Source organism: Flammeovirgaceae bacterium SG7u.111 (assembly GCA_034044135.1).
In the GTDB taxonomy this organism is placed as follows: Bacteria; Bacteroidota; Bacteroidia; order Cytophagales; family Flammeovirgaceae.
The window spans coordinates 3,061,133-3,075,220 of record CP139021.1 but is presented as its reverse complement, the minus strand read 5'-3'; the positions used below and the strand labels follow the sequence as shown (position 1 = coordinate 3,075,220).

Below are 14,088 nucleotides of genomic sequence, written 5' to 3'. Positions count from 1 at the left end.
CATCTATCAAACAGGGCATAGCGAAGATTGTTTCAACCTATCCTACTTTTCAATACTTCTGTTCATCAATCGACTTAGTAATAGTGGAGGTGACTTTCCCCGTATGTTCCGTGGTTTTGGACTCGATAAGCATGACGAAGCATTCCTCATCGGAAGAAACTCGGTGGTTTACCCCTTTAGGAACTACAATCAAATCCCCTTTTTCCATCACCGTGTCAGGTTTGTTTTCTATTTCCATCAAAAGTGCCCCTTCTACAATGTAGAATAGCTCATCTTCATTTTCGTGGTTGTGCCAAGGGATGTCCTCTCCTTTGATCTTCGCAATTTTGACGTACTGATCATTGACTTCCTCTACTATGCGAGGGGAAAAGTATTTCTCTACTTTCGAAAATTCATCTTTTACGTTCATATTGCTTAAGTCGCTTGTTTGGGAGCAAGATAGCTTTCAATTGTAATTTATCAAAGAGCATCTAAGTGATTTGAGCTCTTGTCCCCAAGTCCTTTTTGTTTAAGTATAAAAACATAGTTTTGCAGTTGGAATAAACACAGCAAATCAAATTGGAAAAGAAAGATATAACGGTAGTTGGTGGAGGCATCACAGGCTTGGCTATTGCCTACATAGCTGCTAAAAATGGGAAATCGGTGCGGGTAGTGGAAGCCAGTAAAAACTTTGGAGGCTTGCTCAATACTTTTTACATTGGGGGCAACCACCTGGAATATTATTACCACCACTTTTTTACCCACGATGCGGAGCTGAACTGGCTTATCAAGGAATTAGGTATATCTGATCAGTTGGAGTTTCATGAAACTACTATGGGCGTTTTCCGCAATGGGAAAATCTTCGATTTCAATTCTCCTTTCGATCTTCTAAAGTTTTCCCCCATTAGCTTCATTGATAAAATTCGCTTTGGGCTTACCAGCTTGTACTTAGGTAAGGTTGCCCAATGGGAAAAGTTCGAAGGAGTATCTTCAATGGATTGGCTATACAAATGGGCAGGAAAGGGGACAACTAATTCGCTGTGGAAACCTTTGCTCGACATCAAATTTGGACCTCATGCAGAAAAAGTACCTTTGGCATGGATGATCGGCCGTTTGCGCCAGCGCATGAACTCCCGCAAGAAGGGAGATGAGAAGTTAGGCTACCTAAAAGGCAGTTTGAAAACCTTGCTCGATGCTTTGCTAGAGAAGTTGGTGGAAATGGGAGTGGAACTGGTGGGCGAAGCACCCGTTACAGAATTGTTAATAGAAGGCAAGAAATTAAAAGGAATAGAAACTCCTAAAGGTAAAATAGAGGGCGGTGAATTTGTAATGACCATTCCCACGATTTACCTAAGTCCATTGCTAGGGGCTGCATCAAAACTAAAGGCGCAGCTAGAAGAAATAAAATACTTTGGGGCGGTTTGTACCATCCTCGAGCTGGATAGATCGCTCAGCCCTATTTACTGGCTCAATGTCTCGGACGAGGGCTTCCCTTTTGGCGGGATCATCGAGCATACCAACTTTATAAGTCCTGAAAATTACGAGGGCAAGCATTTGGTTTACCTTTCACGTTACTTCGATATGGAAGAAGATCTTGCCCAGATGAGCGTAGAAGAGATAGGCAAAATAATGGTTGCGCCGCTGAGCAAGATTTATCCTGATTTTAAAGAAAGTGAGATAAAGCAGCTCCATGTGTTTAAAACAAAGACTGCCGCTACTGTTTGCGACTTGAATTTCTCAGGAAAAGTACCAAGCAACAAGACTGAAATTGAAGGCTTGTACTTGGCAAATATGGCGCATATCTACCCCGATGAGCGCAGTGCCAACAACTCGGTGCGTGTAGCAGCCGAAGCCTGTCAAGCTATGGGGCTTGACGCTAGCTTCGTTCCTGCAAATGCATCGCTGGCTGGTAAAATTGGATTTGAGTAAGGCTTGTTTCTTAAACCGTACGGTTAATATTAATCTTGTGCAGCTTTATAAATTGCGTCAAGCAAGCTTCCTTCCTCTTTCGTATCATTGCCTAATTCCCAAAACATAATGCCACCCAATCCTTTTGCCATGGCATATTTGGTTTTTTGTGCTACTGATACTGTATCATCATAAGAGAGCATTAAACTGTCTGTAGAATTATACATAAAAGGTGCTTGGGCATTATCGTCCCAAAAGCGCTGAAAACTACTATCTTGTTCATACGTATCTCTAATTTGATGATAGGCCATCCACCCAATGTGTATACCTCCGCTAAGCTGGTACAGTCCGTTGTTTTCTGGTGGCACGCCTTCCCAAACCCTACCGTAGAAGGCTCCCCCAATTACTATCTGTTTGGCATTGACCCCTTTATTGATCAGGAAATCTACAATTTTCTGTGCAGAACGTGGATGAGGATCAGGGTTGTCACCAGTTTGATACAAGCTATCTAGGTGATCGTGGAACGGCGTGCCTAGCATATTTTCACTGCTCACATCCCCTAAAGGCGCATGATGACCCGTATAATCAGATACGCCAGATACTTGGTCATAGGTCATTACATTGATGTAGTCAGCATATTTCATTACCTCGTTTACTTCGATGTGGTCGTAGTAGTGCTTCCAGCCGGCTGATGCGAAGGTCAGGACTTTTGGTGCATCAAAGGTGTCCAGCATCTCACGTAAGCCTTTCATCAAGGCAGTAAAATTTCCAGTATCTTCTTCTCGTGCCTTGGTACCTGCTCCTGATATTCCCGGATATTCCCAGTCAATATCCACTCCATCTAGCTGATACTTTTTTATAAACTCTGAAGCGCTTTTTATAAACTTTGCACGGTTCTCTTCAGTAAGAGCCATATCCGAAAATCCATCTGCTCCCCAGCCACCGCAAGCGATCATTACTTTCAGGTTTGGATTGCGTTCTTTTTGATTGACAAGAGCCTCCAGCTTTGGACCCGCTACTTCTGGCTTCCCGAATTTCATTTCTCCGTCGATCACATGGGTGAAAGAATAGATGATATGAGTAAGCTTTTCGACAGGTATTTTTTTGGGTTCGAAATTATGCTCTGGCACATAATAGGCCATAATTACTGGCCCGGATGTGGATTCAGTTTTTAAAACTTCTTCATTTTGTATCTTTGATTGTGGTGAGCAACTTAGTGCGAAGATTAGAAGTAAGAGTTTGAATGTAGTTGAGTTTTTCCAGTCCACTTTGATTTTTGTTTAGTTAGGTTATGAAATAAGTTACCACACAAATATCATAAAATATTCTCCAATTGGTTTCAAAATATTCTGTAATCCAATTCGCTTTTAAAACTTGCTGGGCTTGTCTTGTGCAAAAGAAGGTTATTGCACCCATTGAATTCCACAAAAGAGGGTAGTTCTTTCGAGAAAGCCACTGCAAATTGTTCCTTTTTTCGGAGGGAGGGTTCTAGTGCAAGATGGTTGATGTGAAAGATGGAGGTTTTTCTATCAGCCTTGCAGTCCATTCGGGCAACGAGCTTTCCATCCCACAAAATTGGTAATGAAAAATAGCCGAATTTGCGTTTAGGTTCAGGCATGTAGCATTCTATTTGATAATCAAAGTCAAAGAATGCTGCCATGCGCTTGCGCTGGATAAGAAGGTTGTCGAAAGGGGAAAGGATGTTGAGTTTGGTTCGGCTCAGGGGTTTGTTCAGCAGCTCTAGGGTAGCAGGCAGGGCAAAGTAGTTGCTACTCTCTGCATTTACCTCCACCAGTTCGCCGTTCTCATGCATCTCTTGCAAGGTTTCGCTTACAAGCGGTTTCGTATTTTTCAGCAGATAGGCTATTTCACTTGCCTGCCCCATACCGTTGGCTTGTAAAAAACGAGTGATCAGAAAGCGGGTATGTTCTTTGGGTGTTGGCTCGGAAGTATCCAAGCCTGTGGGCAAAACGCGTTCGGTCAATTCATATACCTTGTGGAAATTTACTCTATAAGGGATCATGAGTTTGCCCTCCATGAACAGTGTTTCCAATGCTTGCTTAGCAGGTTTCGAACCCCATTCTTTTATTTTTTTCCCCTTGTGCTCAAAGTCTTTGGCCATCAAAGGACCTTCTTCTTTAATCCGATCAAGCACCTTTTTCATCATGCCTTCATCCCTCTTGAACCAATGACTTTGCTTTCCGCTGGCAAGAGCATTTTTGCGAGGAAGGCTATAGCGGTAATCCTTCATGGGCAAATAAGCCGCTGCATGCGACCAGTATTCGAACACGTGTTTCTCAGCCAAAAGAGCTTCGAGCTGCGAGGACTTGTAGCGTGGATTTCTACTCCATAAAGTATGGTGATGCGCTCGCTGAATAACCGAAATAGTATCTATTTGGATGTAGCCAAGGTGCTCTATAGCTTCAAGGGTTGCTTCTTTAGCGCTGCCTTTCTGTTTAACAGGCGGTAGCCTTTGCGAAAGCAACACCAGTTTTCTTGCTTGCTGTATAGAAAGTGATTCGGTTGCTGGCATAATGAATTTCTAAGGACTCCTTTTTCTTAAAAAAAATTTCGCTGTAAGACTGTTTTATCTAAAAAAGATCCAGTGAGTTTCAAGCTGCCTACTCTATCGGGATCTTTTTTTCGATAATTCCTCTTGATTTAGAAGCTGTTTGGGAATTAAATTCAAAAATTGTTATCGCTTATTTTGGATGTAGAATGAGGTGAAACCGACAAGCATAGCAGCGCTACGTGCGAAGGTTTTAACGAAATTATGCGCCAAAAGAAGCATATAAGGATTTTGAAGATATATTTCCAAACAGCTTCTTAGTAAAGCAAATTAAGCTTTAAATTATGCTCAACCAATATCTTTCCAGAATTAATAATTTCGTTGTTAGAATGGGAGTTGTTTTTTGCCCCCCACAGTTGGGCAACAAGTTTTACTTTGTTGTCTAGGAACTTATTTCCAGAAATATCTACATTTATTATCCCATAGGTATTGAGCAATATTCCATTTTCTTCTTTACTACCACAATTTGAAAATGTACTATTAGTGATGGATAAGTTACCACCTATAGTAGACTCATCATAACCTCCTCTGTAGTAATCGACTACATTTTTGTCAATTCTTTCAAAATGACAATTTTCAATTACGATATTTTCAGCATTGTACTCTCCTTTGTCATCGGTTTCTTCAGACAACTCAAGACCATTATTGCTGTTTTTAAAGACCGAACCTTTAAACGTCAAATGCTCGGCAAAAGAGTATTTGTAAGCCTTAAGCAAGAAGTCGAAATTGCTTACTTCACAATCAATTACAGAAAGATTGTACAGGCTAGACATGTTGCTTTTCAGACTAGCAAATGCATATTGTGTCTTTTCCCCCTTCAAGCCTATCCCCTTGAGAATCAGTTGGCCTTTAGGGTTCATCTCAAAAGCAGGCGTTTGTACTTCTCCCACATACAAAATAGTAGACTTGTTATTTAAATCTTTCGACTGAATAGTTAAGGTTTTATCAATCTTTAAAGAGTTGCCAACCTCGAAGGTGCCTCCTTCTAACTCGATAATATCACCATCTTTTGCTGCGGAAACCGCTTCGGTCAGTTCCTGAGGAGTTGTGACAGAGTGTGTTTGCGGCTCACCAGAGGGAGGAGTTGGAATGTACCAATCCGGGCCATATTTGTCTGATTGCATTATTTCAGGTTTGGCACTCGGTCTCCCATTTATAGCACCAACAGTATTATGAGCAGTTCTCGAAGTACCGAACAGATCTTTTGAGATTTGGTCAAACTCAAACCCAACATATAACTCAATTTTAGGTAAAGCTTCGGGAACCCACACATTCTCTTCCAACTTGGTAAGTTCAAAGGGTTTAGGCATTAGTCCGTCGATAGGGTCAAATCCCACTCCCTGATTATTGATAATATTACTCTTGAAGTCAATTCCATCTAGCTGGTCATGAGCAACTATTGGTAGGCTATCACCTGTATTGTTATAGATTAAGTTGTTGGCAAAAACAGTACGGATTGGTCTGGCAGACCTAATTTCAGAAGCTGGTAAAACTTCTTTTTCGTCTATATTGGATCCAACTCCAAACTGTAGCGGAGAAACACAGTTGACCCATGAATTATGCGCAATTACCACATCGGTTACCTGAAGGTAGCGGTTAAGTGGCGATTTTGGTATCCCGTTCATTACTGCCAAAGGGCTCCTGAATATTTTTCCCTTAAGGTTATAAAAATAATTGTTTGTCACCCAATGGCCAGTGCCAATTAACCTGACACCTCCCATATGTTCGGACTTATCATCGCCTATAAAATAGTTGCCATCAACAATACAGTAATTCCCATGTCTGGTAACCAGCGACCCTTCGCTTTTGTAGAACACATTATTCCTGAATTCGTTGAAATTGGTTTTGCTAGAGATCACTTCAACCTCACCATTACACCTATCAAAAAGGTTATGGGCTACCAAAGTATAGCTGGGCGCCATAGAGGTGAAGCTGTTCCCCAGTTGGATTGTCTCAGCACTAGGACCTCCCTTAGGTGGTCTTGGACCAAAATGGTTGTAGATTATTTTATGATGGTTATTTATACTTTCATTTCCCGCCAAGTCCACACGGACAGTTGGTCCACGATTAGATTTTCCAGCAATATAGCAGTGGCTCAATTGATTATGCCTTCCTTTGAACAGCACCCAAAGGTCTGTCATATTTCGCTGAGGCTTGTTGAAATCCTTTATTACGCAATTAGTTACCTGGCAGTAATTCGCTACCGAATCTTTTATGGCAAACTCAATAGTAGCTCGTGAAGTAGAATACCCATTAGTAAAAACCAACCCATCTACAACAAGGTATTCTCCACTCAATTTGAGATCAGATTTGCCCTGGACAATCACCCCTCCTAACGTTTCAGCCCTTAAGGTAATAGGCTTTTGTTTAGTTCCTTTTCCACTGAACCGGATACTAATATCATCCCAATCCCCATTTGCCATTATAATTTCATCACCGGGCTTGGCATTAAGTATTGCTTTGGTCAATTCTTCAGAATTGCTAACCTGAATTGTGGGTTTAATGGAAGATTCGGCACAAGATAAAAGTGAAATAATGAATAATAGAAAAACTAGTCGGTTGTTCATCGTTGTGTGATTCTTTATGATCAAACTGTAATTTAACCTACAAATGTTAATTGCCCAAACTACTGGAAACAGTAATTTTTTGACATACCTTGAGGTGCTTTAGTCAAAAGGCAATGTTACTTTTACTGTAGTTCCTTTGCCAAGTTCCGAGGAGAACGTTAAGTTGCCCCCGTGTTCCTTAATGATATTATAGGAGATGGACATGCCTAAACCAGTTCCCACACCCGGGGCTTTGGTAGTATAAAAAGGGTCGGTTACTTTAAGAAGATTTTCTTTACTAATCCCACATCCAGTATCACTTATTTCAATCACAATAAAGCTATCTGAATCATAGGTAGATATGCGGATTACTCCTTGTTTATCAATTGCTTGTATGGAGTTGGTAATGATATTTACAAAGACCTGGTGAAGCTCTCCTTTATTCCCATTAATTTGGGTCTTTGGATTGTGATTAAAGTGCTTTTCAATGCGTATTTCCCCCTTTGCTCTGTACCCTAAAATCGTAAGGCAATTATTGAGTATATGTTCGATATCGATATTTTCCTCTCTTTTTTCATTGCTACTACTAAACTCGTTTAAGCTTTGCACGATAGTAACAGTACGTTCTATCCCTATATTCAAATAATTTAGCAACTTATCTATTTTGTTGTTTGGTTCATGAGTGAAATGGTTTTCAAAATAAGTTTTGAGACCTATATACGCCCCCTTTATAAAGTTCAATGGGTTATTTATTTCATGTGCTACTCCCGCAGTCAAAATACCTAAGGAAGCCATTTTTTCAGATTGGATTAATTTTGTTTGAGTCTCTTTAAGGTTTTTTATCACCTGTTCTAGTTTAGATTGTTTATTAAAAATCAGCGTATTCTTAGCAAACAATTCTTCATTTGAGGTTTGTAATTCTTCATTCATCACTTGTAATTCTTCATTCAATTCTTTTGACTCGTATAAAGCATCGTCCAACTCTTTGGTTTTTTGCCGAACCATTTTGTCTAGTTTTATATTTTGCTCGCTAAGGATTGAATTATTCACTTGTTGGACTTTGAGGTTTTCATCTTTTAGCTTGCTTATTTTACTACCCAAAGCAAAGCCAAAGATTAAAACCTCTATACTAAACCCCATGTAGGCGATATTGCTTGTGAAAAAAGTATATTCCAAAAGGCCATTAATCAACAGGAAATGAAGAGCCATTGACAGAAATAAAATTGACCAGCCTACAACATAATAAATAGCCCCAAAATATTTTTTTAACAGAAAATAGATACCTATAGAGATGTTGACCAGATAGTAAAATGGTGAAATTAACTGGAATAGATTTAGCAGCTTCGCATAATTCATTAAGTCAAGTAGGTTAATGAGAGGTAGGATTATAATGAATACTAGTGATAATGTCCAAATAAAATTGAATAATGGTTTTGCATTTTTCCTCAGGTCAAAATAACAATTTAAAAACAAGGTCATCGCCAAGTATTGCGGAGCAGTAAAGACTATTAATTTTTTATAAAAAAAAGGAAAGTAAAATATATTGTGGCCTTGTGTGAAACATACGATTATCAATGTACAGAACACATAAAAAACATAAGCTAAATATGTTTTATCTCTCGTCGAAATGAACAGAAAAAAATTGTACGAGAGCATAGCTAAAACAATTCCTAAAAAAAGATAAAAAATAGCTAATTCTTCGTGGCTCTTTATGTGTAAAAAGCTTTCCCTGATCAATTGAGGGCGCAAGGTCATTGGAAAATCACCAGAAATTTTAATATAAACTGTTGTTGGAAGGTTGCCCTGTGTTTTTGGGAGGGGGATACAATAATAATTTGAAGGGAACAACTTATTATCAGAGGGCAACAAAGCTCCCATGGCATACTGGGGTTGCAAAGTTTTTTCACCTGGAGGCATTATATAACAGGCGAGTTCCCAAACAGAAAAAGGGTCGCCTACCTCTAGCCACATATCGTCGGAAGTGTTGTTGCTATAAGTAAGCCTCAACCATAGGTCAGATAGTGATGCAGTTCTATTGATGATTTTTTTAGAATGGGGTGTGAAAAAGTCCCCAGCTGGATGGCTGATTATTTCTTGTATTGATAGCTTTCTGCTAGTATCGGTATAAACCTCGACAAACTTCCCAACCTCCAAGGCTACTTGTATATCATCTACATTGACTATTTGTTTGGCTTCGGATACAACACCCACCATTACAAATTGAGACAAACAAGCTATTATTAATAGGTAATACATCCAGTCTTGGTAAGATGATAAATGACAACAAATATAGAAGCAATATCAAGATACTAGGCAGATATGTTCATAGAGCTGGCCTGCCCACATTAGTATTTCTACTTCATAAAGTAAGTTGCTTTTTAACGTATACTGAAATATAGTTTACGATCTCAACTTATCCAAAGAATTATTGACTAGATAGTATTGTGTTGATTGATAATTATAGCTTTTTTTCTTAATACACGACAAAAAACATCCGTTGCCTGTGGTCCACAGGCAACATTGTGAATCATCCAGTCTGGAGTCATTCTTTTCGATCTGTGAACCACAGACCGAGGGATATTTCATTTTTGTAATGTACTAAATCTTTTTTAGCTTATTTTTAAAAACCAAAGCTTTATAGGGCTTGGTATCAAAAGCACCTATTCCATATTTTTAAGCAATTCATCCAGCCATTTCTCGGCTAAGGCAGGCCACGTTTCTGCGGCAATATTCCCTTGCCGCATTCCGTACCCATGACCACCTTTGGGGAGGAAATGTAATTCTACAGGGATGTTGTTGTCTCGTAAGGCTGTTGCCATCACAAGGTTGCTATTGCCATACTTATCATCCGCAGTGCCAAACAGAAAGAACGGAGGAGTCTTTTCTGTAATAGTCAACTCAGGGCTAAGGCTGCGGTTTTCCCCGTCATCTAGGTAAGCAGGATAAATGAGCATAGAGAAATCAGGGCGGCAAGAGAGAGAATCCATTTCATCTATTTTTGGATAGGTGTTTTTCATGAAATTGGTAGATGCTCTAGCGCTCAAACTTCCTCCAGCTGAAAAACCCAACACGCCAATCTTCTCAGGATTGAGATTGTATTTATCTGTATTCCCTCGCACCAACCTAATGGCTCGTTGGATATCGTTCAATGCCCCCTCTCGCTTTTGGGGCACCCGATACTGCAACACAAAAGCCGTATAGCCAAGGTCATTGAACCACTTGGCTATCTCATACCCTTCAAGGTCGATGGCTAAGATATGGTATCCACCACCTGGGGAGATAATAATGGCAGCGCCCGAGTCATTTTGCTTTTCTGGTTCATAAGCGATCAAAATAGGATTGGTAACATCCGTCAATCGAGTGACATTTTTTGCCGTATTGTCCGTCTGAACCGCGGCGTGCTTTTCGTCTTTCTCTCCAGGCACTTCCCCAGCCCAGAGGTAAAGAGTGTCGGTAGTTTGTGCAAAGTTTGTAAAGGTGAGAAGTGCCAACAAAGTGGTCAAAAAAGTGAGTTTCATATTTACCTTAGTTATTTTGGTTCAAAAATATTTGAAAAGAATACATTATGCTAAGAAGCTGTTTTGAAATGTAGCTTCTAAATATAAGGAGAGGTTGGGTAATTTAGCAATTAAATAATGGATGATTGGTTTATCTCCTTTATGGGCTCCAGCTATTAAGTTGTTTCTCTTATTTTAATTCGTGCTACTCTGCCTTTTCGCACACCCATATGTTCCGGGTAAATTTAGCATTCCCTCTTTTTTCAACAGCGCAGAAGTCGGCAACCTTAAGCCCCGATTTTTTGATAATGGGTTCGATATCCGAAATAGAAACAATAACAACCCGAGGGGATAACTTCGCTGTTGATGCTATGATGTTTGAGGTAATCGTATCATTTGAATAAGCAAACAAATTGTAAGGGAGATCAATGATAGCCACATCGTACTCTTTGTCAAGATCTTTGATATCTAAGTTGTTTACATTGGCGGTATAGCTATAGTACGCCAGGTTTTCCCTTGTATCTTCACAGGCTTTGCTGTTGATGTCGCATCCTTCTATGCTAAACCCAGAGAAGCATGCTTCTAACATGACAGTACCCACGCCACAGCAAGCATCTAAAAGCTGGCTAGTTTTGTTCCCTTTCGAGGCTATGCTTACCAGTGCCTTGGCGATGTTCATGCTAATTGAGTTGCTAAACGAACAAGGCTTTTTCTTGTGCTTATGCCAGTCTATATTGTTTTTGGTAAGCACTCCAAAGTACCAAACGTTCTCATAATGGCAGATGGAATACGTGATGGTAGGAGCATAATAATCGGGCTCGCCCTCTATGCTGTAGCCTATGTCTTTTAACTTCCGAAGCCTTTCTCTATACGCTGTAGCATCGCCGTCCAACACCAAATACTCAGCCTTAAACCCCTCCATGTGGATATTCTCGTTCTTGACACTATCAACCAGTTCAGGGTAATCTTTGGCAGATAGCATAATCTCAAGCCTTTTTTTGATGAAAGGGCTGATAGAAGGATCAACTTTGGTACTTGAGAACAGCAATTTGCTCTTTACTTCTTCATCAAACAGTTGCCTCGATTCCAACTTGCATAATTCGGTATGATGAACATCGTATTTGAAGGAATAAATGTAGTTGCGATTGGGCATTTGTAGTGTTTAGTAGTTGAGGTTTTTCGATTACAACAAAATTATTTATTAGCACCGAAAGGATTTGTTTCAGTGAGAAACTTTTAAAAGCAATGCTTACCAAAAATGTTAGGCTAAAGCCGAACAAATTTGATGTTGTTCAACGGGCTGATTAAAATTGACTTTTTAAGCGACATAATTTATTATGTCTGATAGTAGCCTGTAATCCATCTGCAACATTGCAAACTGTCCCATTTGGAGATTTTATTAGATGTAAAAGAACCTCGTAGAGGTTCCAATATTGTAGATTTGGCCAAGCAGATGAAAACAACGCCGTAGGTGTTGCAGAATTTGTGTAAAATGCAGGTTTCTGCAACCCCTCACAGGGTTGATAGAATGTTTATGCTAATTACTACAATTATGAAACCCCTACAGGGTTTTTTCTCTGAATATCTTTACAAAAATGACGGTTATTTAGTCAATCTAAATAAGCCCATTACCATTGATAAAAAGAATCACTAGACGGGGCTTTTAAGCCCCGTTTGGAAGTATAAACGACATTGGCTTTAGCCTAAACTAAATTTTAAGCCAAGAAAGCCTGTATAAACTAAACCGTGATAAATGCTATTAGCATCCAAAAGGTTTTACAGTGAATAACTTCAAGTCCAAACATAGTTGATTACGGTCAGATTAGCTATTTTATGGACTCTTTCCATCATACTAAAGCTTAACAAACTAGGATTCTTTTTTTACATGCAGTATCCATACAACCCTTACAACACAACAATAAATATGTGATGGTAATATCTAGCTACAAAATCCTCAAAAACCAACGATATCCCACATTCCTTACTTATCCTGTCCGCCTCACTTGGAGAATAATCTTTGGCAAAAGCAAGGGTGGGCTGAACGGATAGAGCGTTAACCGCAACGGTTACTGCGTAAACCGCAAAATTTAGAGCGTTATCCGCTGATTTTTACGACCAAAAGGCGGCAAATGCTTACATATGGGCATAAAACAGGATGCAAACCGCACTGATCGTGTAATAAATCGCAACGATTATTACATGTTCCGCTCAAAATGAAGCGTGAACCGCAAGGTTTATAAGGCAATACGCAGAAAACGGAAGGAAAGCCGCTTGTTTTTTGCACTGTTTTTCATGAAATGGGCATAATTGCTTGTATAGGTTATCCAGAGATTTTTTTGATGTACTGTTTTGGTGTAATCCTGTACTACTCGCACCTGTTTTTTTTCGGATGTACATTGTCAAATCTTCGCAAGATGGTTATTTCTTACATAGGAGGGCGTATAACGCAATCTACACGGTTTTCTTACATATGTAAGAAATAGGTTTTTGGAGAAGGCAAGAATAAAGCAAATGGCGTGTTTTATAAGTGTTTGAAATCCAATGGTCTAACTAAAAGTAAATAATTATGTCGGAACAAACACAGCCAATAGAACAGAAAGAAATTTCGGAAGAAGTAGCAAAAAAAAGAAAAGCCAATAACACATGGAAAAAGCTATTGGCAGAAGACATTCGGTTTATTACCAATGTGGTAAAAGACCCCCTCTCGTTAGAAAGGGCTAAGAGCATAAGCTATACGAAGGCAAGCATTGAAAAAATGATTGCCTTGGGAGGTGAGGTAATGAAAGCGGAAAAGGTGTGCACTGAAAAGTATGCCGATAAGAAGCAGCAATTTGCCATCTTCAAACAAGGATTAAAAAACCTTGAGAAGGAATATATGAGACATGTAAAAATGGCGAGAAAAGTGTTTAATCAAAAAGAACAGCCCGGCATTTACGACAAGCTGCAACTGAAAGGGGACAGGCCCAATCCACTGAGTGAGAAAATAGATTATATCACCAAGTTTTACGGCTTTGCCCTAGAAGACAAGGAGATCAACGATGCGTTTAAAAAACTAAGCATTAATGACGAATTGATGCAGCAGTTGCTCAACCTAGCCGATGAGGTAGTGGAAAACAACCAATTGGCGAACCTAAAGCTGACACACGCCACTCGCGCCACCGAAGCAAGGGAGGCTTTAAAAGATGAGTTCTATGCATGGTTCAAAGAGTTCAAAGTGATCTATGAACTTACGCCAGAGCCAAAGCCTGCACCAGCCAGTAGCACTGCGAAGTCGGCTAAGGCGACTACATAATTCCAGTAACGACGTCACTTTAAGTGACGTCGTTACTTTTTTACTCCACATCACTCTTCCCCATTCTATGCCTAGGGTGATACAAAAAAACGAGTCATTCCTGCGAAAGCCGGAATCTCCAGCCTACTGTGCAACAAGGTCATATTGATGCAGAGGGGAAAGTTCCGCAGTGCCTTGTTGCACCTTGGAAAAGCTAAGCTCCGCAATGCTTGCTGGTGCATTGGTAGGAGATTCCGTGACTAGCCGTCCGCCTCAGGCCTGGAACGACACGGGTTGTTGTTTTTCTATTTATTTATA

9 protein-coding genes are annotated in these 14,088 nt (G+C 39.9%); 2 read left to right on the top strand and 7 right to left on the bottom strand.

Translation table 11 applies throughout. The features are described from left to right. Positions 1-49: 49 nt before the first annotated feature. Entirely contained in the window at positions 50-409 is a 360-nt protein-coding gene (locus R9C00_11960) for a cupin domain-containing protein (GenBank protein ID WPO38168.1), read from the bottom strand. 149 nt (positions 410-558) lie between these two features. On the opposite strand from R9C00_11960, the gene R9C00_11955 reads away from it, so the two are divergent. Beyond that, positions 559-1,908, top strand: a complete 1,350-nt coding sequence (locus R9C00_11955; GenBank protein WPO38167.1) for an NAD(P)/FAD-dependent oxidoreductase — start codon at positions 559-561, stop codon at positions 1,906-1,908. Between the two features lie 29 nt (positions 1,909-1,937). Here the strand turns inward: R9C00_11955 and R9C00_11950 are convergent, their stop codons facing one another. From R9C00_11950 to R9C00_11925, 6 genes are all read right to left on the bottom strand, one after another. Then, positions 1,938-3,029: a glycoside hydrolase family 18 protein gene (locus tag R9C00_11950; protein ID WPO38166.1), complete on the bottom strand. Its 1,092-nt coding sequence runs from the start codon at positions 3,027-3,029 to the stop codon at positions 1,938-1,940. 197 nt (positions 3,030-3,226) lie between these two features. Then, positions 3,227-4,420: a crosslink repair DNA glycosylase YcaQ family protein gene (locus tag R9C00_11945; protein WPO38165.1), complete on the bottom strand. Its 1,194-nt coding sequence runs from the start codon at positions 4,418-4,420 to the stop codon at positions 3,227-3,229. A 293-nt stretch (positions 4,421-4,713) separates the two neighbouring features. Beyond that, positions 4,714-7,023 carry a chondroitinase-B domain-containing protein gene (locus tag R9C00_11940; protein ID WPO38164.1) on the bottom strand — a complete coding sequence of 770 codons (2,310 nt, stop codon included), beginning with the start codon at positions 7,021-7,023 and terminating at the stop codon, positions 4,714-4,716. A gap of 99 nt (positions 7,024-7,122) precedes the next feature. After that, positions 7,123-9,258, bottom strand: a complete 2,136-nt coding sequence (locus R9C00_11935) for a 7TM diverse intracellular signaling domain-containing protein (GenBank protein ID WPO38163.1) — start codon at positions 9,256-9,258, stop codon at positions 7,123-7,125. Between the two features lie 404 nt (positions 9,259-9,662). After that, the gene (locus tag R9C00_11930) at positions 9,663-10,520 is read right to left on the bottom strand and encodes an alpha/beta hydrolase (GenBank protein WPO38162.1); all 858 of its coding nucleotides are present in this window, start codon (positions 10,518-10,520) and stop codon (positions 9,663-9,665) included. 184 nt (positions 10,521-10,704) lie between these two features. Further along, positions 10,705-11,652, bottom strand: coding sequence for a hypothetical protein (locus R9C00_11925; GenBank protein ID WPO38161.1), 948 nt, complete (start codon positions 11,650-11,652; stop codon positions 10,705-10,707). A 1,413-nt stretch (positions 11,653-13,065) separates the two neighbouring features. On the opposite strand from R9C00_11925, the gene R9C00_11920 reads away from it, so the two are divergent. Then, the gene (locus tag R9C00_11920; GenBank protein WPO38160.1) at positions 13,066-13,791 is read left to right on the top strand and encodes a hypothetical protein; all 726 of its coding nucleotides are present in this window, start codon (positions 13,066-13,068) and stop codon (positions 13,789-13,791) included. Positions 13,792-14,088 lie beyond the last annotated feature (297 nt).